This is a genomic window from Streptomyces sp. NPDC059355 (genome assembly GCF_042752335.1).
Taxonomy (GTDB): Bacteria; Actinomycetota; Actinomycetes; order Streptomycetales; family Streptomycetaceae; genus Streptomyces.
In genome coordinates this window covers 52,976-72,899 of sequence record NZ_JBHYXN010000045.1, presented here as the reverse complement: position 1 = coordinate 72,899, position 19,924 = coordinate 52,976, and the positions used below count along the sequence as shown (strand labels likewise).

At 72.7% G+C, this 19,924-nt stretch carries 18 protein-coding genes and 3 pseudogenes; 9 read left to right on the top strand and 12 right to left on the bottom strand.

Annotated elements, in window-relative coordinates:
• Window positions 1-232: 232 nt before the first annotated feature.
• Window positions 233-1,315: a pentapeptide repeat-containing protein gene (locus ACFXGI_RS31535; protein ID WP_384714056.1), complete on the top strand. Its 1,083-nt coding sequence runs from the start codon at window positions 233-235 to the stop codon at window positions 1,313-1,315.
• 21 nt (window positions 1,316-1,336) lie between these two features.
• On the opposite strand, the pseudogene ACFXGI_RS31530 reads toward ACFXGI_RS31535, so the two are convergent.
• Window positions 1,337-2,025, bottom strand: a pseudogene (locus ACFXGI_RS31530) (hypothetical protein).
• 82 nt (window positions 2,026-2,107) lie between these two features.
• The gene (locus ACFXGI_RS31525) at window positions 2,108-2,500 is read right to left on the bottom strand and encodes a nuclear transport factor 2 family protein (RefSeq protein WP_384714053.1); all 393 of its coding nucleotides are present in this window, start codon (window positions 2,498-2,500) and stop codon (window positions 2,108-2,110) included.
• 110 nt (window positions 2,501-2,610) lie between these two features.
• Between ACFXGI_RS31525 and ACFXGI_RS31520 the strand changes: the two genes are divergently transcribed.
• Both ACFXGI_RS31520 and ACFXGI_RS31515 read left to right on the top strand, forming a co-directional pair.
• Entirely contained in the window at window positions 2,611-3,054 is a 444-nt protein-coding gene (locus ACFXGI_RS31520) for a MarR family winged helix-turn-helix transcriptional regulator (RefSeq protein ID WP_384714050.1), read from the top strand.
• Between the two features lie 282 nt (window positions 3,055-3,336).
• A pseudogene (locus ACFXGI_RS31515) lies at window positions 3,337-3,669 on the top strand (ATP-binding protein); the annotation flags it as partial.
• Between the two features lie 46 nt (window positions 3,670-3,715).
• Here ACFXGI_RS31515 and ACFXGI_RS31510 read toward each other — a convergent pair.
• The 4 genes and pseudogenes from ACFXGI_RS31510 to ACFXGI_RS31495 form a co-directional block, all read right to left on the bottom strand.
• On the bottom strand, window positions 3,716-4,330 hold the full coding sequence (locus ACFXGI_RS31510; RefSeq protein ID WP_384714047.1) for a DJ-1/PfpI family protein: 615 nt from the start codon (window positions 4,328-4,330) through the stop codon (window positions 3,716-3,718).
• Window positions 4,331-4,431: 101 nt separating this feature from the next.
• Window positions 4,432-4,877, bottom strand: a pseudogene (locus ACFXGI_RS31505) (IS5/IS1182 family transposase); the annotation flags it as partial.
• A 176-nt stretch (window positions 4,878-5,053) separates the two neighbouring features.
• On the bottom strand, window positions 5,054-5,674 hold the full coding sequence (locus tag ACFXGI_RS31500) for a VOC family protein (protein WP_384714044.1): 621 nt from the start codon (window positions 5,672-5,674) through the stop codon (window positions 5,054-5,056).
• Window positions 5,675-5,763: 89 nt separating this feature from the next.
• A complete protein-coding gene (locus ACFXGI_RS31495) occupies window positions 5,764-5,895 on the bottom strand; it encodes a hypothetical protein (protein ID WP_384714041.1) in 132 nt (43 codons plus the stop codon).
• A gap of 123 nt (window positions 5,896-6,018) precedes the next feature.
• Here ACFXGI_RS31495 and ACFXGI_RS31490 point away from each other — a divergent pair, with 123 nt between their 5' ends.
• The 3 genes from ACFXGI_RS31490 (at window position 6,019) to ACFXGI_RS31480 (ending at window position 9,479) form a co-directional block, all read left to right on the top strand.
• Complete coding sequence (locus ACFXGI_RS31490) at window positions 6,019-6,387, top strand: MFS transporter (protein ID WP_384714038.1); 369 nt, start codon at window positions 6,019-6,021, stop codon at window positions 6,385-6,387.
• A 101-nt stretch (window positions 6,388-6,488) separates the two neighbouring features.
• Window positions 6,489-8,435 (top strand): protease pro-enzyme activation domain-containing protein, encoded by a 1,947-nt coding sequence (locus ACFXGI_RS31485; protein ID WP_384714036.1) that lies wholly within the window; start codon window positions 6,489-6,491, stop codon window positions 8,433-8,435.
• 117 nt (window positions 8,436-8,552) lie between these two features.
• Window positions 8,553-9,479 (top strand): aminoglycoside phosphotransferase family protein, encoded by a 927-nt coding sequence (locus ACFXGI_RS31480; RefSeq protein WP_384714033.1) that lies wholly within the window; start codon window positions 8,553-8,555, stop codon window positions 9,477-9,479.
• Window positions 9,480-9,483: 4 nt separating this feature from the next.
• On the opposite strand, the gene ACFXGI_RS31475 is transcribed toward ACFXGI_RS31480, so the two are convergent.
• Window positions 9,484-9,873, bottom strand: coding sequence for a winged helix-turn-helix transcriptional regulator (locus tag ACFXGI_RS31475; protein WP_384714030.1), 390 nt, complete (start codon window positions 9,871-9,873; stop codon window positions 9,484-9,486).
• A 102-nt stretch (window positions 9,874-9,975) separates the two neighbouring features.
• Between ACFXGI_RS31475 and ACFXGI_RS31470 the strand changes: the two genes are divergently transcribed.
• Window positions 9,976-10,383 carry a RidA family protein gene (locus ACFXGI_RS31470; protein WP_384714027.1) on the top strand — a complete coding sequence of 136 codons (408 nt, stop codon included), beginning with the start codon at window positions 9,976-9,978 and terminating at the stop codon, window positions 10,381-10,383.
• A gap of 78 nt (window positions 10,384-10,461) precedes the next feature.
• Here the strand turns inward: ACFXGI_RS31470 and ACFXGI_RS31465 are convergent, their stop codons facing one another.
• Window positions 10,462-10,941, bottom strand: coding sequence for a cytochrome P450 (locus tag ACFXGI_RS31465; RefSeq protein ID WP_384714024.1), 480 nt, complete (start codon window positions 10,939-10,941; stop codon window positions 10,462-10,464).
• A 66-nt stretch (window positions 10,942-11,007) separates the two neighbouring features.
• Window positions 11,008-12,135 (bottom strand): alpha/beta fold hydrolase, encoded by a 1,128-nt coding sequence (locus tag ACFXGI_RS31460; protein ID WP_384714021.1) that lies wholly within the window; start codon window positions 12,133-12,135, stop codon window positions 11,008-11,010.
• A gap of 123 nt (window positions 12,136-12,258) precedes the next feature.
• Here ACFXGI_RS31460 and ACFXGI_RS31455 point away from each other — a divergent pair, with 123 nt between their 5' ends.
• Window positions 12,259-12,984: a TetR/AcrR family transcriptional regulator gene (locus ACFXGI_RS31455; protein WP_384714018.1), complete on the top strand. Its 726-nt coding sequence runs from the start codon at window positions 12,259-12,261 to the stop codon at window positions 12,982-12,984.
• Window positions 12,985-13,171: 187 nt separating this feature from the next.
• Here the strand turns inward: ACFXGI_RS31455 and ACFXGI_RS31450 are convergent, their stop codons facing one another.
• The 3 genes from ACFXGI_RS31450 to ACFXGI_RS31440 form a co-directional block, all read right to left on the bottom strand.
• On the bottom strand, window positions 13,172-13,426 hold the full coding sequence (locus ACFXGI_RS31450; RefSeq protein ID WP_384714015.1) for an acyl-CoA carboxylase subunit epsilon: 255 nt from the start codon (window positions 13,424-13,426) through the stop codon (window positions 13,172-13,174).
• Entirely contained in the window at window positions 13,423-15,069 is a 1,647-nt protein-coding gene (locus ACFXGI_RS31445) for an acyl-CoA carboxylase subunit beta (RefSeq protein WP_384714011.1), read from the bottom strand. Before ACFXGI_RS31445 ends, ACFXGI_RS31450 begins: the two co-directional genes overlap by 4 nt.
• A 145-nt stretch (window positions 15,070-15,214) precedes the next feature.
• Complete coding sequence (locus tag ACFXGI_RS31440) at window positions 15,215-16,066, bottom strand: 4'-phosphopantetheinyl transferase family protein (protein WP_384714008.1); 852 nt, start codon at window positions 16,064-16,066, stop codon at window positions 15,215-15,217.
• A 574-nt stretch (window positions 16,067-16,640) separates the two neighbouring features.
• Here ACFXGI_RS31440 and ACFXGI_RS31435 point away from each other — a divergent pair.
• Window positions 16,641-19,913 carry a BREX system ATP-binding domain-containing protein gene (locus ACFXGI_RS31435; RefSeq protein WP_384714005.1) on the top strand — a complete coding sequence of 1,091 codons (3,273 nt, stop codon included), beginning with the start codon at window positions 16,641-16,643 and terminating at the stop codon, window positions 19,911-19,913.
• Window positions 19,914-19,924: the final 11 nt, after the last annotated feature.

Sequence of the window (19,924 nt, the reverse complement as noted above, 5' to 3'; positions counted from 1 at the left end):
CAGCCGCAATCTCGTCCGGAGTCACACTCTCCCAACGCGACACCGAACCAGAAGGACACGCTCAACCACAGCTGACCTGACCAAGCCCTACTAGGGCTCTGACCGGATAAGTACACCGGCTTCCGTGCCGCCCTGCGATCATGTGGGCATGGATACGGGGGGATCTGCTCATGGCCGCCGCATGCCGGTAGCCTCTCGGCGGCGTCGGGTCAGTTCCGCTCTTTTCGCGGTGGTGGCGGTGCTGGCCGTGCTCGCCGCGCTGGCCGTAGTCGTCGTGCTGCTGCCCGGACTGGTGGTCGACCGCGATCTCGGCGGGGCCAGGATCCCGGCCGCTGAACGGCTCGCAGCTGTGAACAACGCACGCACGACGCTCGTGCAGGCGGTCGGTGGGGCTGTCGTCCTCTTCGGCGCGTACGCCACCTGGCGGCAGTTGAGGGTCAACCAGGAGGGGCTGAACGCCACCCGGGAGGGACACATCACCGACCGCTTCAGCCGGGCGGTCGACCAGCTCGGCAGCGAGAAGACGGACGTGCGGATCGGCGGCCTCTACGCACTGTGGCGGATCGCGGACCATTCGGCTCACGACCGGGAGGCGGTCATCTCGATCAAGGCCGCGTTCCTCCGGACTCACCTGCCATGGCCTCCACAAGGACAGGACTCCCCGGCGGCGGAAGCCTCCATCAACTCCGTGCCTCCGCTGGAGACCCGTGCCCCGGATGCCCAGGTGGCGCTCACCGGCCTCGGAGTCCTGTGCCAGGAACGCCAGCCCGACTGGCTCAACGTCAGCTATACCGACCTGCGTCGGGCCGACTGTGACGGACTGTGGCTGCACCACATCAACTTCGACGGCGCCTGCCTGGAAGCGGCGAGTATTTACCAGGTCAACCTGACCAAGGCATCGCTGATCGCGGCCAACATGCGGCACGTGGAGCTCGGGACGTCGATTCTCCACCAGAGCCGCTGCATCAAAGCCGACCTGCGTGGTGCGCGCATGGTCAGGGCCGACCTCCGCGAGGCTGACTTCTCGGGGGCCGACCTGCGGGAGGCGAATCTACGCAAGGCGCGGGGCCATGGCGCCAAGTTCACCGGCGCGGGTCTGAGACTGGCTGACCTCCGAGGAACTGACCTCACCGGTGCCGACCTGACAAGGGCGAAGCTGGAGGGCGCACTGGCAAGCGACCTCACCATCTGGCCGCCAGGCTTCGACACCCGGGCGGCCGGCGTCGTCATGGTCGAGGACCCCGGTGCCGAGCCGAGCATCCTGCTGCAAGCCGCCGCGCTCGCGAGAAACGTCCCACCCCGGCATTCGGCCTGATGCTTCAACTGAGCTGGTCCGTCAGGCGGCTGCACTGAGGGGGCGTCCGCCCCAGCGGATGCCTTTCTCGCTGCGGATTCGAGCGCGCTCGCGTCGTTGGGCGGAGAGGTTGTCGAGGATCACGTAGATCGGGGCGCCGTCCGGACGGGCCGCCCGAATCGTTCGCATGGCCGCCCAGGTATGGTCGATGCCCTTTCGTCGGCGGTTGATCCCCCACATCTGGTCGTCGCCGATCGAGTAACAGCCGTGGAAGTAGGTGATTCCGTAGGTGCGGCGGTAGGTGGCGGGCAGCCGGTCTGGGCGACTTTGTTGGGCCCAGCTGGAGCCGGCGGTCGGCCGGATACCCAGCGGGCCGAACTCGTCGAAGGCGAACGTGCGGTCCGGCCGCTCGTTGATCACGTACTCGATCCGCTCCAGCTTGGCGTCGAAGTCCGGGTCCGGGGATTCCTTCCAGGTTTTCGTGCGCTGGAAGGTGATCCCGCGGCGGGCCAGTAAGCACGGCAGAGCCTCGCGGCCGATCCGGATGGGCCTGGCTCTGTTGCGACGCAGGTGATCGGCGAGCTTGCGGATCGACCAGCGCCGCCGGCCGAGGCCAGCAGCATCATCGGCCGCCGAACCCGCACCGAGCTGGTACTGCCCCTCCGCACAGTCTGCTGCAGCTTCTGACCCTCCTGCTCGGTCAGCCTGCGGACCCTGACCGGTTGCGCCATCCCGCCTCCCCACGCTGGTTGGAAGCGTCGTCACTTCCAGCCAACACCACGAGCAACCCGGCAAAGGTTCGCGGTCACAGCACTAGCGGGCGCTGCCGATGTTGCGGTCGGCGGCGGAGCCCTCCAGCATCAGGGTGGTCTCCTCGATGCGGTCGAACCGGCCGTCGGGGGCGATGTCGGCGAACACGTAGACCTCCATGCGCACGGTCGAGCCGTCCTTCTTCGTGATGTGGGCGGTGTGCCGGTCGGCGTACTTGCCGCCGTCGTACAGCTCCTCGTGGACCACTACGTGGCCGTCGGCCACCACGCCGCGGACGTGCTTGATGTGCTCGATGAACCCGGCGCGGTCGGCCCACTCCCCGTCCGTGCGCTGGCGGTATTCCGGGGTGAAGTGGCGGTCGGCGGCTTCCTCAACGGTCATGTCGCTGCTGAAGATCAGGTCGTTGAGGGCGGCCTCGATACCGGTGCGGTTCATGGGATTTCCTTACCATGCGATGGAACGAAGGAGGAGAAATGCGTGCGCTTCGCACGCTTCTCCTGCACTGTAACAGCAACAGCGTGCGCAGCGCACGCTATTCTTGTGGGGTGGAGAACGAAGCGGGTCACGAGATCGCAGACGCGCTGGGCATGCTGCTCAGGCGCGGCACACGCGCGCAGCTGCACCGGCGGCTCACCGAGGGCATGGGCGAGGCGGTGGACGAGCTGACGTACCCGGTCCTCAGCACCCTGGCCAGGACCGGCCCCCGCAGCGCCGCCGACCTGGCCCCCGACGTCGGGGTCGACCGCTCCGGCGTCACCCGCCGCGCCTCCCGCCTGGAGGCCGCCGGCCTCATCCGCCGCGAGCCGGACCCCGCCGACGGGCGCGCGTACCTGCTCGTCCTCACGGAGGAGGGCCGGGCCGCGGTGGCGGAACTCCGGGACCGCCTGGCCGCGCACATCATGACGAGCCTCTCCGCGTGGCCCCCGGGCGAGGCCGAACGCTTCGCCCACGACCTGCGCCGCTTCATGACCGAGGGGCCGTTCTCCTAGGGGGTGCCCGCAAAGTCCCTCCTGCCCCGCGACGCCCGACGCCCGGCACGCGCTCTCGGCGCACCGGGCACCGGGCATCGGGCACCGGACACTGAGCACCGGCACCGGCACCGGCACCGGCAGGGCCTGTGCGGCAGGCCGAAGGGACGAGCTGCGGGAGGCCGGGATCGGCCGTCCGGGCGGTGTGACCAAGAGGCCGGCGAACCTAGCGTGGAGAACCGCAACCTCAGGGGGGACCTGCTGGGATCGGAGGCCCTCTTGCCTGCTCACCGCGTCGACATCATGCTCCCCGCCACGCCCGAGGCCGCCCGTTCGGCCCGGCGGGCCCTGTCCGAGGCCGCCATCGGCGGCGCGGTCGCCGACGACGCCCGCCTCCTCGTGACCGAAGCCGTCTCCAACGCGGTCCGGCACACCGTGAGCACCCACATCCGCATGGTGGTCGACATCGAAGCGGGCACCGACCGGCTGCTGTGCGCCCTGCGCGACGACGCCCCCCACCTCGGCCCGGCGGACCAGACCCCCGCGGGCTGCGCGAAGCACGAGTCCGGGCGGGGGCTCGGGCTGATCGCCGCCCTCAGCCAGTCCTGGGGCGTAGCCACGGACGGGGCCGGCAAGTGGGTCTGGTTCTGGCTCGGCGCCTGCGCGAACCGCTTCTGGGCGGTCAGCGCGGTACGGACGCCGGCTGCGGCGTGCGGATGGCGCGCAGCGTGCGCTCCACCGTCTCCCGCTGCTCGCCCACGGGGGCCGCGTAGCCGATGGCGCCGCGCGCGGCTTCCTCGCCGAGCGTACGGGTGATCACCCACGCGGCGAGGTACTGCGAGGCCAGGCAGCCGCCCGCCGTGGCGATGTTGCCCTCGGAGTGGAAGGGCGCGTCCAGGACGGTGACCCCGCAGGCCTCGACGTACGGCCGGCTCGTCAGGTCCGCGCACGCCGGCATCCCGCCCAGCAGCCCGAGCCGGGCGAGGACCAGCGCACCGGAGCACTGCGAGCCGATCAGCTGCCGCGCGGGGTCCAGGGGCAGCCGGGCGAGCAGCCGGTCGTCGGCGACCACGTCGCGCGTCTTCACCCCGCTGCCGATCAGTACGACGTCGGCCTCCGGGATGAAGTCCATGGGGCGCTGGCCGCTGACCTCGACGCCGTTCATCGAGGTCACCACAGGCGTCGGTGTGGTGATGAAGGCTTCCAGGCCGTCCCTGCGGCACCGGTTGATCAGGGCCGACGCGATGAAGCTGTCGAGCTCGTTGAACCCGTCGAACGTGACCACCGCTACCTGCATGACGACCTCCTGGGCATGGCATCCGGGGAACCAGCCTCTCAGGTGCGCGGCCCGCGGGTCACAGGCCAATCCCCGGGCGTTGGCCTGAGTTCTGTCTCCGGTCAGCGTCGTGCCCAGATGAGGATGGCGGCGCGGTGGAGTGCTGCCTGGTGGGCGATGGCGAGTTTGTCGCATCGGGCGGCCAGGCCGCGCCACTGCTTGAGTCGGTTGATGCAGCGTCAGACGCTGTTCCGCTGCTTGTGGATCTCGGCGTCGAAGCCGGGCGGGCGGCCGCCTCGGCGTCCTCGCCGAAGGCGGTGGCCGATCTGGTCGGACGGCTGCGGGATGACCCTGGTGCTCAGGCCGCCGCGTGAGCGTCCGAGGGCGTGGTCGGCGGGCTCGCTGCGGCCTTCGGCTCTTTTTTGCGTGCTCCGGCGGAATGACGGCGGGCACGGACGACGGTGGAGTCGACCGAGACGGTCCAGCCGATGTCGTCACCGGCGTCCGCGGCCGCCGGCAAGGCGGTCAGGATGTTCTGCCAGGTTCCGTCGACGGCCCGTCTGATCAGCCCACCGCCGTCCACGGGCCGGATCGGTCGATCAGCGGCGCGTCCGGCCCCACATCGCATCAGTGATCACTGATCGGGCAGGCACATCCGATCAACTGACCAACCACCCGTCGAAGAGACACGCGCCGGCCAGGAGACCCCGGCCGGCTGCTCCCTGCGGGGCAGCCGGGCCCTGGTCAGATCGTGACCGGGCCGTGGGCGGTGGCGAACTCGACCGAGACCAGGCCCGGTTCCTCATCCTCGACCCAGGTGACGTCGATCTGGTCGAGGGGGTGGTCGGCCGGTTCGCCGAGGAATTCGGCGATGGAGGCGGCGTCGCCGGCGATGGAGACCCCGTGGATGGTGGTGGAGGTGCGCGGGTCGGCGCTCGGGCGCTCCTCGATGGGGACAGACCACTGGAGGAAGTAGGGCAGTTGCGGGTCCTCCAGCAGTTCCAGCAGGCCGATCTGCTTCCACCTCAGGTCGAACCCGTCGGGGCGGACACGGTGGCCCTCGGCCGAGGTGCGGCCGAGGCGGTCCTCGACCGGGGCGATGTCGTCGACGGAGACCACCCAACCGAGCCAGCCACCGCCCTCGGCGGCGCGGCGCGCGACCGCCTGGCCGAAGGGTGCGCGGTCGGCGGCGGGGTGGTCGAGTGTGGTGACGACCTCGACGTAGGTGCCGCCGCTCAGCGGGAGAATAAAATTGCGGGTGCCGAATCGCGAGTGCACGCCCCCGTCGACGAACCCGGCGCCGAGGGCCGATCCGATCCACTGGACGGTCGAGACGAAGCTGTCGCGGGCCACCGCATAGGACACGTGATCTAGTCGCACTGCGCCATCATCACCCGACAACCCGCACAAATCCCGACGCCACGCCCGCCGTCCCGGCCGCGTCCGCCGTGGATTCAGCCGTGGAGCGGATCGGTCATCGCCATCCCGGCGGGGGAGGCCCGGTCGGAGCCAGGCAGCAGCGCTGCCGCCTCGTCGAGGCCCACGACCCGCTCGATCAGCCGCTGCGGGGCGAGCGCTGCTGCCACAGGATTTCGATCCGGCGTGCAGCACCATGCGCACCGCACGCCCAAGAGACAGGCTCCAGACGGGCAAGTCCGAAGTCCTGGTCAGTGGTCGTAGGCGATGAGTGACCTGGTCAGTGGTGTTCCATGGCGCTGATCATCTCGGTCTTCCCGGCGCAGCGGCGGGGTACCGCCATGGGTGTCTGGGGGATGGTCGCCGGACTCGCCACGCTGCCGGGGCCCACGCTGGGCGGCATCCCCGTGTCGACCGTCGGCCGGCGGTGGATCCTCCTGGCCAACGTGCCGATCGGCGTGGCCTCGCTGGTGCTCACGTACCTGGTGGTGCCGGACATGCGCAACGGGCGCAGCCGCACGTTCGACCTCGTGGGGGTGGCGGACGCCGGGGGCGTCCGGGTGCCGCCGCCACGCCGAAGCGCGGGCGGCCGCGTCTGCCGGTGCGTCAATTCCCTTTCCTGGCAAGGTCTTTTGGGTTTCTTGATCGCTCCGTGCCCCTGACGTGAACGGTTCCTGACAAGAGTTGCGGCCGTACGCCGCGCACATCGCGGCGGTCCGCGTACCCAGCTCGCGACAGACTCCACTTCACTGCAGGGGATGACATGAGAAGCACCCGCACAGGGCGCCGCACCCTAGGTGTCATGGCAGCGACACTCCCGTTGCTCACCGGCGCGTTCGCCCTCGCGATACCGCCCGCGCAGGCGGCCGGACCCGTCCCCGGAGGGCGGTCCGCCCTGGAGGGCACCCAGCCCTCCTGGGCCACCGCCTCGGCCGACCAGGGCGGAGTCGCCCCGTCCGCGAAGGTGAACGCCCGGGTGTACCTGGCCGGGCGGGACGCAAAGGGCCTCACCGCCTACGCCGAGGCGGTCTCGGACCCGCGGTCCTCCGCTTACGGGAAGTACCTGAGCCCCGCCGAGGCGAGCCTGCGGTTCGGGCCGACCGCCGACCAGATCGGGGCCGTCACCCACTGGCTCCGGCAGGCGGGTCTCACCGTCACCGGTTCCGACCAGCACTACATATCCGTCTCCGGAGACGTGGCGGCGGCGGAGAAGGCGTTCGCCACCCAGCTGCACGGCTACCGCAAGGGCGACAAGGTCTACCGGGCCCCCGCGAAGACGGCGTCCGCCCCCGCGGACCTGGCCGGCGCCGTGCTCACCGTGACCGGGCTGGACGACGCGCCGCACCGGTCCACGCACCAGGACACCCTGCCGGGCCCGGGCGCAGGGTTCCGCAACGCCGGCCCCTTCTCCACCTACTTCGGGTCGAACGTGGCGAAGACCCTTCCCGATGCCAACGGCACGAAGATCCCCTACGCGGTCAAGGGATACACGGGGCAGCAGCTGCGCGCGGCCTACGGCGCGAACGGGTACACGGGGCAGGGGGTGACCGTTGCCATCACGGACGCGTACGCCTCGCCGACCATCGCCCAGGACGCGCGGCAATACGCCCAGCGCAACGGCGACAAGGCGTACAGGGCCAACCAGCTCCGCCAGGTCGTGCCCGCCGACTACACGGCGACCGAGGAGTGCGACGCGTCCGGCTGGTACGGGGAGGAGACCCTCGACGTCGAGGCCGTGCACGCCGTCGCACCGGACGCGGGCATCGTGTACGTCGCGGGTGCCTCGTGCAACGACCCGGACCTCCTCGACGCCCTGAACAAGGTCGTCGACAGCAGGCTGGCCGACATCGTCTCCAACTCGTGGGGTGACATCGAGGCCAACGAGACCCCGGATGTCGCAGCGGCCTACGACCACACGTTCAAGCTGGGTGCCATCGAGGGCATCGGCTTCTACTTCTCCTCGGGCGACAACGGGGACGAGGTCGCCAACACCGGGAAGAAGCAGGTCGACACCCCGGCCAACTCGGCGTGGGTGACGGCGGTGGGCGGCACCTCCCTGGCAGTCGGCAAGGGCAACACGTACCAGTTCGAGACGGGCTGGGGCACGCTCAAGGCCCCGCTGAGCGCCGACGGCACCAGCTGGACGGGCTTCCCGGGCGCCTACACGAGCGGCGCGGGCGGCGGCACGAGTTCGACGGTCGCCCAGCCCGCCTACCAGCGGGGCGTCGTACCCGACGCGCTCTCCAAGGCGAACGGCACGACGCGCATGCGCACCGTCCCGGACATCGCGGCCATCGCGGACCCCAACACCGGATTCCTCGTCGGACAGACGCAGAGCTGGCCCGACGGAACGGTCTCGTACGACGAGTACCGCATCGGCGGCACCTCGCTCGCGGCCCCGGTCATCGCCGGGGTGCAGGCGCTGGCGCAGCAGGCCCGCCACCTGCCGATCGGCTTCGCGAACCCCGCGATCTACGCCCGGTTCGGGACCCCGCTCTACCACGACGTCACCGACCACCCGCTGGGCAAGGACCGCGACCTCGCCGTCGCCCGCGTCGACTTCGCGAACACCGTCGATGCCGCGGACGGGCTGCTGACCTCGGTCCGCAGTCTCGGCAAGGACAGCTCGCTGGCCGCCGTCCGCGGCTATGACGTGGTGACGGGCGTCGGGTCACCGGGCCCGGGCTACGTCTCCTCGTACCGCAGGTAGCCTCCGCCGCAGTCCGTCGCCCGGGCCCCAGCGGCTCGGGCGACGCGGGGGTCGGTGCTGCCCGGCCGGAAGAAAACCCTTGGCAGGGCCACCTGTCCGGCGGGTACGTTCCGCTCCATGTCCGGTACGAACACGAAGATGCATGCCGACGAGGTGGACATCGACGAGGCCCTCGTCGAGCGGCTGGTCGCGGCGCAGTTCCCGCAGTGGGCACGGCTGCCCGTACGGAAGGTGCGCTCGGCCGGCACCGACAACGCCATGTACCGGCTGGGCACGGACAAGACCGTACGGCTGCCCCGCATCGCCGAGGCCGAAGGCCAGGTCGGCAAGGAACAGCGGTGGCTGCCGCACCTCGCCCCGCACCTGCCGCTGGACGTACCCGTGCCGCTGGGGCAGGGGGTTCCGGGCGAGGGGTTCCCGTTCGCCTGGTCGGTGTACCGCTGGCTCGACGGGGCGAACCTCTTCGACGAACCGCTCACCGAACTGCACGCTGCCGCAGCCGAGTTGGGGCGTTTCGTCGCGGCGCTGCGGCGCATCGACACGAACGGCGCACCGCGGTCGTTCCGGGGCGGGCCGGTGGGTACGGCCGATGACGAGGTCCGTGCGGCGATCCGGGACCTGGGCGCCGACGGCACGCTGCACGCGGAGGCCGCGACCGCCGCGTGGGAGGCGGCCGTTCGCGTACCGCAGTGGGAGGGCGCGCCCGTCTGGCTGCACGGCGACCTGCTGCCGGGGAACCTCCTCGGCCACCAGGGCCGGCTCAGCGCGGTCATCGACTTCGGCGGCGTGGGCGTGGGCGACCCCGCGTGCGATGTGATGGCGGCCTGGACCCTGCTGTCCGCCGACACCCGCGAGGTGTTCCGCGAGGCGGCGGGCGTGGACGACGCGACCTGGGCCCGCGGACGCGGCTGGGCCCTGCGCTTCGGCCTCACGGCGGAGCACTACTACCGCGTGACCAACCCCGTCCTGGCCGCCGTCGCGCACCGGGCGTCGGCCGAGGCGATCGCCGACCACCACGGCAACCACGGCAACCACCGCTCCTGACGCGCTACGCGCCGGCGTCGAAGCGGCGGCACGAGGCCTCGATCTCGCCGACGTACCGGTGGGTCCAGTCGCACAGGCCGTCGATCGTCTCGCGCAGGGCCGCGCCCGGCTCGGTGAGCGCGTATTCGACCCGCGGCGGCACGGTGGGGTACACCGTGCGCCGCAGCAGCCCGTACCGCTCCAGCATGCGCAGGTTCTGGGTGAGCATCTTGTGGCTGATGCCCTCGACCTCGTCGCGCAGCTCGCCGAAGCGCAGGGTGTCGTCGCCGAGGGCTTCGATGATCAGGAGCGCCCATTTGTTGGCGATGCCGGAGAAGATCTCCCGGCCCAGGGAGTCGGCGCGCCGCACGTCCGCTTCATCGCGCGGTACGCCGCCGAGCTGCTTGGTCACCATCAGGTTCCCCAGTCACCGAAAAGTGCGTTCTTCCATGTCACCGGCCACTCTCCTACGGTTCCTGGGTAACCACAAGAGAGCGTGACCAGGAGGCTTTGCATCATGGCCGTGACCCTTATGAACCCCACCGGGCTGCCCGAGATCCCCGTCTACCGGCAGGTGTCGATCGCGACCGGTTCGAAGCTGGTCTTCGTCGCCGGGCAGGTCGCCTGGGACGCCGACGGGGCGACTGTCGGCGAAGGCGACCTCGCCGCCCAGGTCGAACAGTGCTACCTCAACATCGCCACCGCCCTGGCCGGGGCGGGCGGCTCGTTCGCGGACGTGGCGAAGCTGTCCGTGTACGTCGTCGACTGGACCCCGGACAAAATGCCGCTGCTGCTGGAGGGGGTCGCCCGGGCGAGCGCGAAGCTGGGCGTCACCCCCGTCGCCCCGGCCAGCCTGCTGGGCGTCGCGGCCCTCGACGTGCCCGAGCACCTGGTCGAGATCGAAGCCACCGCCGTCCTCGGCTGAGGAGACGGCGCCCCGGGGCGGGACGGCGGCGGGGCTCCGGCGGCGCCGGCGGTGTGAGGGCCAGGATCGTCATGAGGCTCATGTGGCGGTGATCCTCACCGGGAGGCTCTCCAGTCCGTTGACGACGATGGAGCGCAGCGGTACCGCGGGCCCGGTCTGTTCGATGGAGTGCACGGAGTCGAGGAGTTCCGTGAACAGGATCCGCATCTCCGTACGGGTCATCATCGCGCCCATGCAGAAGTGCTCGCCGGCTCCCAGGGCGAGGTGCCGGTTGGGGCGGCGGGCGATGTCGAAGACGTCGGGGTTCTCGAAGTAGCGCTCGTCCCGGTTCGCGGAAGGGGTCCACATGACGACCCGGTCGCCCGGTTCGAGTTGGCGCTCCCGCAGCATCACGGGCTCGGTGACGGTCCGCATGATGTGGGTGGCGGTCGAGGTCCACCGCAGGACCTCCTCGACCGCCGTGGGCATCAGGCTCCGGTCGGCGCGCAGGCGAGGAGGCGCTCGCGGCGGCCCGCTCCACGGTGGAGGCCCTGTCCTTCGTCTTCCACGTCTCCCCACCCCCGCGCGGACTGGTCTGACGGGCTCCGGCCCCCGGGGCCGGGGCGGCCGGGGCCGGGCCGCCGCTCAGCGTCCGTGCACCGGCCCGACCTGGGCGATGACGACGGCGTCGGCCCCGGCTGCGGCCCCCGTCCCGGCCACCACCGGCCGGACCCGGGTCAGCATGAGGTCCAGGAACCGGTCCGGGTGGCGGAACGCCGCGAAGTGGCTCGCGTCCTCGATCAGGGCGAACCCCTTGACCGGGGCCTCCACCTCGTCGAAGAAGGCCCGGGCGCGCCCGGGCGGGGTGATGACGTCGCGGTCGCCCTGGAAGACGAAGAACGGCACCTCGAAGTGCGTGCCGTCGGCGCGGTCGTCGAAGGCCGCGAGGCCGGGGGTCAGCCGCGCGGAGAACTTCATGCCCGCGAAGTACCGGCCGATCTCGCGCAGTGAGTGCAGCGGGGAGAACCAGAGCGAGCCCAGCACGACCCGCTTGAGGGTGTCGAGCGTCAGGGGGTCGGAGGCCACGGTCAGCTTGTCGTACGCGGCCCGCTGACCGGCGGTCAGGCGGTGCGGGTCGCCGCCCGTCTCCCGCGCCGCGGCCGCGTCCTTGTGCCTGCCGGCCGCGTGCAGCCGGGCCAGGAGCGCCTCGTGGACGGAAGTGTCGCGGCCGGCGTCCAGGATGTTCTGGTCGGTGCCGACGTACGCGGAGTACAGCTCGGGGTGGCTGCGGGCCAGGCGCAGGCCGAAGACGCTGCCCAGGGAGCTCGCGACGAGGACGACCCGGTCGGCGCCGAGCCGGCGGCGGGCGTAAAGGGTGACGTCGAGGGCGTCCTCGTACAGCCGGGCGAAGCTCATCTCGCCCTGCCCCTGCGGGCCGGAGCGGCCGAAGGTCTTGCCCGCGCCGCGCATGTCCCAGCGCACGACCGTGAAGTGCTTCTCCCAGGAGCGGGTACGCGCGGCGAAGATCGAGTGGGAGGCGCCGGGGCCGCCGTGGATCTCGACCAGCACCGGGTTGGCCGTGTCCTCGCCGCGGATCGAGATCCACTGCTCGATGCCGCCGATCCGGACGAACCCCTGCTCGTCGATGCCGTTCGGGCTGTCGATGCGCAGGAGCCGGGCGCTGCGCGCGCGGCGCACGGCGCGGTGGCCGAGCAGGCCGGCGACCGGCGCGGCGAGGAGTACGGGGACGGTGGCGACGGCTTCGGCGAGCATCGGGACTCCTCGGACGGCGGCAGAAACTGTGTATGCGATAAGCGATTGCGTTTATGTTATATACAGTTCTGTGGCGCACCGTCAACAGGTCCGGCGCGCACGGCGATCCGAGGAGCGGGCCCCATGGCCAGGAGCAGGGACGAGAAGCGCGATCCGGCGGTCAGCCTGGCGCTCCTGTGGGGCGAGCAGGGGCAGCCCAAGCGCGGACCGAAGCCCTCGCTGAGCGTCGGGCGCATCGTGGACAGCGCGCTCGCCATCGCCGACGAGGAGGGGTTGGACGTACTGTCGATGCAGAGCGTCGCCGCGCGCCTGGGCGTGACCACCATGGCGCTGTACCGCTACGTCCCCGGCAAGGCCGAACTGCTCGACCTGATGGTCGACGCCGCCTTCGGGCCGGCGCCGGACGTCACCGCCGTGGCGGGAGGCTGGCGGCCTCGGCTGGAGGTGTGGGCGCGGGCGTGTTGGCAGGAGTACCGGCGCCGGCCGTGGATGGTGACCGCCACCGGGATGCGCCGACAGCTCATGGGGCCCCGCCAACTGGCCTGGATCAACTCGGCCTTGGCCGCGCTGTCGGAGACGGGGCTCCCGTACGCACAGCAGCACGCGGCCTTCCTGCTGCTCGTCGGGCACGTGCGCGGTCTGGCGCAGCAGCTCGTCGACGACGACGCGGAGGGCCGCGAGGAGTGGGCCCGGCTCACGGCGGACGTGTGGGCGCGGCACGGCGACCGGTTCCCCGCACTGACCGCGGCCATCGCGGGCGGGGCATTCGCCCCCCGCCCGGGCGATCCGCTCGACTTCGGGCTGGAGCGGATCCTGGACGGCGTCGCCGCGCTGGTCGAGCGGGGCTGACCTGGGGGGTGCGGCGTGCCGGGGTGGGGGCCTGCCGGAGGGGGTGCGGCATGCCGGGGGGGGAGTGCGGCATGCCCGGGTCGGGAGGGGGTGCCCCGGGCATGCCGCCGACCGCCCGGCCGGGGGGGGGTGGCCGGGCGGCGTGCGGGATCGTCCTTCGTGTGGGGGGCGGGCGGTGGGTGAGGGCCTACGAGGCCCAGGCGCCCGGCGCGATGAAGGACGGTCGGGAGCGCAGGGGCAGCTTGTGCACCCGAGCCTCCGTCTGTGAGGACTGCGCCTCGTTCCGGAGCCGGATCCGGGCGGTGAGGAGCACGGCCAGGGCCGCGACCTCCTCCGCCGTCGGATTGCCCTTGGTGATGCGGATCGAGGCCGCGAGGGCGAGGGCCAAGGTGTCGCCGGCGGCGTCCGGGGTGGGGCCCGGAGCCGGCGCGGGGGCGGTCACAGGGGGACGTTCCCGTGCTTGCGGCTCGGCTGCTGCGTGTGCTTCGTACGCAGCATGTCGAGCGTGGAGATGAGCCGCGCACGCGTCTCGGCCGGGTCGATGACGTCGTCGACGAGGCCGCGTTCGGCCGCGTAGTACGGGTGCATCAGCTCGGTCTGGTACTCCTTGATCTTCTGCGCCCGCGTGGCGTCGGGATCGTCCGAGGCGTTGATCTCGCGCCGGAAGATGACGTTCGCCGCGCCCTCCGCCCCCATCACCGCGATCTCGTTCGACGGCCAGGCCAGCGCCACGTCCGCGCCGATGGACCGCGAGTCCATGACGATGTACGCGCCGCCGTAGGCCTTGCGCAGGATCAGCGAGATCCGCGGGACGGTGGCGTTGCAGTACGCGTACAGCAGCTTCGCGCCGTGCCGGATGATGCCGTTGTGCTCCTGGTCGACGCCCGGCAGGAAGCCGGGTACGTCGATCAGCGTGACCAGCGGAATGCTGAACGAGTCGCAGAACTGGACGAAGCGGGCCGCCTTCTCGGAGGCCTGGATGTCCAGGACGCCCGCGAGGTGGGCCGGCTGGTTGGCGACGATGCCGACGACGTGGCCGCCGAGGCGGGTCAGCGCGCAGACGACGTTCTGGGCCCACTGGGCGTGGATCTCGAAGTAGTCCCCGTCGTCCGCGACCTCCGTGATGAGGTCACGGATGTCGTAACCCTGCGTGGGCTTGGCCGGGACCAGGTCCAGCAGGCTCTCGCAGCGCCGGTCCACCGGGTCCTCGAGGCCGCCGGCGGGGGCGAGCTCGCGGTTGTTGGAGGGCAGCAGGGAGAGGAGGTGGCGTACGTCCTCCAGGCAGCTCTGCTCGTCGTCGTACGCGAACGCCGCCACACCCGAGGCGCCGGCGTGGCTGTCGGCCCCGCCGAGGTGCTCCATCGTGACGGCCTCGCCGGTCACGGCCTGGACCACGTCCGGGCCGGTGATGAACATCTGCGAGGTGCCGCGCACCATGAAGACGAAGTCCGTGAGGGCGGGCGAGTACGCGGCGCCGCCGGCGCACGGACCCAGGATCACGGAGATCTGCGGGATGACGCCCGAGTTGCGGACGTTGCGCTGGAAGATGCCGCCGTAGCCGGCGAGCGCGGTGACGCCCTCCTGGATACGGGCGCCCGCGCCGTCGCACAGGCCCACGATCGGGGCGCCGGCCGCCTCGGCCAGGTCCATCAGCTTGTGGATCTTCTCGGCGTGCGCCTCGCCCAGCGCGCCGCCGAAGATGCGGAAGTCGTGGGCGTACGCGAAGACGGTGCGGCCGTGGACCTTGCCCCAGCCGGTGACGACCCCGTCCGTGTGCGGCTTCTTGTCCTCCAGGCCGAAGCCGGTGGCGCGGTGCTTGCGGAGCTGCTCGACTTCGTTGAACGTACCCTCGTCGAAGAGCAGCTCGATCCGCTCGCGGGCGGTCAGCTTGCCCTTCGAGTGCTGGGCCGCGGTGGCGCGTTCGCTCGGGCCGGCCTCGGCCAGCGCCCGTACGGCGTACAGTTCCGCGGTGCGCTCGCGCAGGGAGGCGAAGCGGGTCTCCTCCCGGCGCGGGGAGATCGGAGCCGCGGGTCGGGAGTCCGGCGCGAGTACGGTCTCCAGTGGTCTTTCCTCGACGATGCTCATACGGGCCCTTTCGACACAGAGGCACCGGGTCCGGCCGGTGTCGCGTCGCCCAGCTTCACCGTGGGCGCTACAGCTTGGCTTGATTCCGGCCCGGGAGCGGGTCGAGCTCCCGGCCGGGGGGCGTCAGACGGGGGGCAGCGGGGGGTCAGACGGGGTCCAGCAGCCCCGACACCATCGCGACGAATCCCTCGTCGAGCATGGTGGACACGGAGGTGTCCCGGGACGGGTCGAGTCCCGCGTCGTGGCAGGCGACGCTGACGAGGTACCGGCCGAGGACGGGGTAGGTGCCGAAGGCCCACTCCCCGTGGGCGGCGGGCGTGCCGTCGGGGGCGAGCAGACCGGTGCCGCCCGTACCCCCCGCGGCGAATCCGAACTCGGAGAAACCCATCCGCAGACCCTGGCCCAGGGCCTTCGTGTACGCCTCCTTCAGCGTCCACAGGCGCAGCATGCCGGCGCTCTGCTCCGCCTCGGGGAGGGCGGCGAGCTCGGCGCGCTCGGCCTCGGTGCACACCTGGTTCTGGAGCAGCGAGAACGCCAGCCTGCGGTCGGCGGGTTCGGTGTCGATGCCGATGCGGCCGTTGCGGCTGATGCCGACCGCGATCAGGTCGTCCGTGTGGGTCAGGCTCAGGTCGATCTGGTCCAGGCCGCGCAGGTACGGGCGCCCGCCGGGCTTGTACGAGAGGTCCAGCTTGGCGGGGTCGGTCCCGAGGGCGGCGGCGGCCGTGTACCGGACCGCGAGCCGGGAGGCGACGAAGCGGAACCGGATGGTCGGGTCGGTGGTGTGGCGGTAGCGCTGCCAGTCCCGGCCGAGGAGGGGCCGCAGGGCCGGCTCCGCGAGGGCGGCGGTGAGCCATTCGCCCCAGGTGGTGTGGACGGAGGCGTTACCGCGCCGGGCCATGCCCTCCCGTACCGCGTCCCAGGGGCCGGCGGGGCCGGTCACGTGGACGGGCGCCGTGATGCGCTCGCGCTGCGCGGCATCGCATCGGGGTTCTTCCATCGGCATCGGCATCGCCCTCTCGTGGCAGGTGTTTCCGCTGGCGGCGGCGGTGACGTGGCGCTGTCACGCTCGGCGCCGCGGGTCGAGAAATCCTCGAAGTCCGCTTGAGAAGCACCACAGACCGCGCCGCGGAACGATCGGTACCGGGTCGTGCCAGCGGCTGACGCCGCCGGTGCCGGCTCGGAAGGCACCCCTGCGGAACAGGGGGTTCCCCCTGGTGTGTCCGGCGGATCGGGGCCGGGCTCGGGACCCGCGACGAGCCGCCCGCAGGGGGCAGGGGACACCACCGGCGCCCGGGCCGAAGCCGGGTGCCGCGAGGCCGGTCCCCCCTCCGGGGCGGGCGGGACCAGCCCGCGGAGTCCGGCGGCGGGCAGCGTGGGACGCGGGGCGCCCGAGGTGCGGACGTACTGACGCACCGGGGCGCGGCGGCCCGGTGCGGTCCGGTCCGGTTTGCGGGGCAGGCTCTGTAGGCGGGGGCCACCCCGGACGGCCTGGGGTCTTTTTGCTCCGGCTGCGCTCGACCACCCCTGTAGGCGCGGCTTCGACCCTGGCCAGGGTGAGGGGTGGATTTTCGATGACGGGGGCACGCGTGACGCTGGTGGGCAGGGAAGCGGTGATCGGAGCGCTGGACACGGCGCTCGCGGAGTGCGCCGAGGGGGGCGCGCGGATCGTGCTGGCCGAGGGCGCCACGGGCTGCGGCAAGAGCGCGCTCGCGGACGCCGCCGCCGAACGGGCGCGCCGGGCCGGGGCGTTGGTCCTGACCGCGGTCGCCTCCCCCGAGGAGCGCCACGTGGCCCTGGGCGTGCTGCGTCAACTGGCCCACGGCGAGGAGGGCTTCGCCCTGCCCGTGTCCGCCGCCGACGGTTCGGGTGCGCCGCCCGCGCGGGTGGAGGCCATGCAGGCCTTCTGCGCGCGGCTGCGGGAGCTGGGCGCCGAGCGCCCCGTCGTGCTCGTCGTCGACGACATCCAGCACGCCGACGGCGCGTCCCTCCAGTACCTCCAGTACCTGGCCCGGCACGCCCGAACGGCGGCCGTCCTGACCGTGCTGACCGGCACTCCGCACGCCGAGGACCTCGACCCGGTCTTCACCACCGAGCTGATGCGCCAGCCGCACTTCGCACGCCTGCGCCTGGACCGCCTCACCCCCACCGAGGTGACCACGGCCCTCGCCGCCCTCCGCCCGACGGACGGAGTCCGGCCGCCCGTACCCCTCGTGCCGACCGACGAGCCCGAGCGAACCCGCACACCCGTACCGAACGGCGGGCTGACGCCGCCCGACGGGCACCTTCCGGAAGGCTGGCTCACGCCGTTCGGCGGGCTCACCCTGAGCACCGGGCTCACGCCGAACGACACGCTCGCCCCGGACAGCGGGCTCGGGCCGACCCACAGGCTCGCCCCGAACACCGGTCTCACGCCGAATGGCCGGCTCACGCCAACCGTCGGGCTCGCCCCGGACAGCGGGCTCACGCCCACCGACAAGCTCATCCCGAACAGGCCCACGGCGAGCCACAGGCTCACCTCGAACGGCGAGCTCACGCCGAGCAGCGGGCTCGCCCCGAACACCGGGCTCCCGGCGGCCGACGGGCTCGCGCGCGGTGGCGGGCTCCTGTCCGTCGGCGAGCTGCACCGCATCAGCGGGGGCAACCCGCTGCTGCTGCGGGCCCTCGTCGAGGAGACCGGGGCCGGGATCGGGGCCGGGATCGGGGCCGGGCAGGCTCCCGCTCCCGCGGTGGGCGGCCCGTACGCCCAGGCCGTCGCGACCTGCCTGCACCGCACCGGGCCCACCGCCCTCGCGGCGGCCCGTACCGCGGCCGTACTCGGTGAACAGGCCACCCCTGAACGGGTCGTACGCCTCCTCGGCGGATCCGCGGCGGCCGCCCGTCGGGCCCTGGCCGCCCTCGAAGCCGCGGGCCTCGTGGAGACAGCGGCCCGGCCGGACGCCCCCGGCCCGTACGAGACCGCGGGACGGCACCAGGACCCAGGCTGGTACGAGGCCGCAGGCCGGCCGGACGCCCCCGGCCTGCCGGAAGCTTCGGGGCGGGCGGCGGGCTCCGGCGAGCCCGGGGCTTCGCGGTGGCCGGAAGCCTCGGGCCGGCCCGACGACGGCGGCCGACCCGACGGGACCCGCTTCCGGCACCCCGCCGCGCGGGCCGCCGTACTGGAGGACACCGCCCCCGCGACCCGCGCCGACCTGCACCGCCGGGCCGCCCGGCTGCTGCGCGAGGACGGCGCGCCCGCCACCACCGTCGCCGAGCACCTGCTGGCCGCGGCCGCCGACCACGCCGCCGACGGCCCCGCCGACGGCGACCCCGCCGACATCGAGGTGCTGCGCGAGGCCGCCGAGGAACAGCTGGTCCAGGGCGACGCCCGCCTCGCCACGCGCCTCCTCGAACTCGCCCTCCGGGCAGGCGCCGACGCGCACACCTCCCACGGGATCCGACTGCGCCTGGCCCAGGTCGCGGCCCGCTTCGACCCGGCGGCGGCCGAACGCCAGCTCACCGCCCTGCTCGAAGCCCACCGCTCCGGCACCCCGAACACCGAGCACACCCGGCTGCTCGTCGCACTGTTGTACGCGCAGGGGCGGATCGGCGAAGCCGCGGGACTGGACGCCTCCGGCGCCGTCGCAGCCTCCGCCGCCCCCGGCCCCGGCGCCACCACCGGCGGCGGGGCGGCGTTCGACACCGATCTCGATACGCCCGCGGCCGTCAGTGAACGGTTGCTGCAGGGGACCCGGCTGGCCGATGCCACCGTCACGCCGCTCGCCCAGGCCGTACGGTCGCTGACCGCCTCCGACCAGCCCGACCGCGCCGTCTCCTGGAGCCGCAAGCTGCTGGAGGAGGCCGAGCGGGCCGGGGCGCCCGGCTGGGTCTCGCTCTTCGGCACCCTCCACGCCGAGGCCCTGCTCCGCCTCGGCGACCTCACCGGGGCCCACGCCCACGCCACCGCCGCCCTCCAGGCCCTTCCCGACCGGACCGGCAGCGCCTTCCACTGCGCCCCGACGGCCGTGCTGATCCGGGCCTGCAGTGCGATGGGCCGGTTCACCGAGGCCTCCCGGCTGGCGGACCGCCAGCTGCCGCCGCGGCTGCCGGCCAGCCTGCACGGGCCGGCGTACCTGCGCGCCCGCGGCCTGCACCGACTCGCCGTCAACCAGCCCCACGCCGCACTCGCCGACTTCCTCGAAACCGGCCGCCTCCTGGCGGACTGGCGCATCGACCGCCCCGCCCACCTCCCCTGGCGCACCGACGCCGCCGAAGCCCTGCTGCGCCTCGGCGAGGCCCGGCAGGCGGAGCAGCTCGTCCTCGACCAGCTCGCCCACCCCGACGCGCGGCGCCCCTGGGTACGCGGTGTCTCCCTGCGCCTGCGCGCCCTCACCGGCGAACCCCGCCGGCGCACCGCCCTGCTGGGCCAGGCCGTCGAGGAGCTGCACCGCTCGGGCGACCGCGTCCAGACGGCCCGCGCCATGGCGGACCTCGGCCGCGCGCTCCAGTCCGAGGGCTCTTCCAAGGGCAACACCATGATCCGCAACGCCTGGAACCTCGCCAAGGACAGCGAGGCCGTCGCCCTGTGCCGGGAGATCCTCCCGGACGCTCCCCTGACCCCGCCCGTACGCGACCGGGCGCAGGCGGGCGGTCGAACGGCGGCCGGCGGGGCCAAGCTGAGCGGTTCGGAGCAGCGGGTGGCGACGCTGGCGGCGCAGGGGCTGACCAACCGGGAGATCTCCGCGAAGCTCTTCCTGACGGTGAGCACCGTCGAGCAGCACCTGACCCGCGTCTACCGCAAGCTCCGGATCAGCTCACGCGGCGACCTCCCGATGGACCTGACGCCCGTAGGCCGGACGGCCGTCTGAACCGCCTCCGG

What these genes read in the sequence shown, in the direction of transcription:
- ACFXGI_RS31525 (WP_384714053.1), bottom strand. Translation starts at nt 2,500, where the DNA reads ATGAACCGCACCGGTATCGAGGCCGCCCTCAACGACCTGATCTTCAGC.
- ACFXGI_RS31510 (WP_384714047.1), bottom strand. Translation starts at nt 4,330, where the DNA reads ATGCAGGTAGCGGTGGTCACGTTCGACGGGTTCAACGAGCTCGACAGC.
- ACFXGI_RS31490 (WP_384714038.1), top strand. Translation starts at nt 6,019, where the DNA reads ATGGCGCTGATCATCTCGGTCTTCCCGGCGCAGCGGCGGGGTACCGCC.
- ACFXGI_RS31485 (WP_384714036.1), top strand. Translation starts at nt 6,489, where the DNA reads ATGAGAAGCACCCGCACAGGGCGCCGCACCCTAGGTGTCATGGCAGCG.
- ACFXGI_RS31480 (WP_384714033.1), top strand. Translation starts at nt 8,553, where the DNA reads ATGTCCGGTACGAACACGAAGATGCATGCCGACGAGGTGGACATCGAC.
- ACFXGI_RS31475 (WP_384714030.1), bottom strand. Translation starts at nt 9,873, where the DNA reads ATGGTGACCAAGCAGCTCGGCGGCGTACCGCGCGATGAAGCGGACGTG.
- ACFXGI_RS31470 (WP_384714027.1), top strand. Translation starts at nt 9,976, where the DNA reads ATGGCCGTGACCCTTATGAACCCCACCGGGCTGCCCGAGATCCCCGTC.
- ACFXGI_RS31460 (WP_384714021.1), bottom strand. Translation starts at nt 12,135, where the DNA reads ATGCTCGCCGAAGCCGTCGCCACCGTCCCCGTACTCCTCGCCGCGCCG.
- ACFXGI_RS31455 (WP_384714018.1), top strand. Translation starts at nt 12,259, where the DNA reads ATGGCCAGGAGCAGGGACGAGAAGCGCGATCCGGCGGTCAGCCTGGCG.
- ACFXGI_RS31445 (WP_384714011.1), bottom strand. Translation starts at nt 15,069, where the DNA reads ATGAGCATCGTCGAGGAAAGACCACTGGAGACCGTACTCGCGCCGGAC.
- ACFXGI_RS31440 (WP_384714008.1), bottom strand. Translation starts at nt 16,066, where the DNA reads ATGGAAGAACCCCGATGCGATGCCGCGCAGCGCGAGCGCATCACGGCG.
- ACFXGI_RS31435 (WP_384714005.1), top strand. Translation starts at nt 16,641, where the DNA reads ATGACGGGGGCACGCGTGACGCTGGTGGGCAGGGAAGCGGTGATCGGA.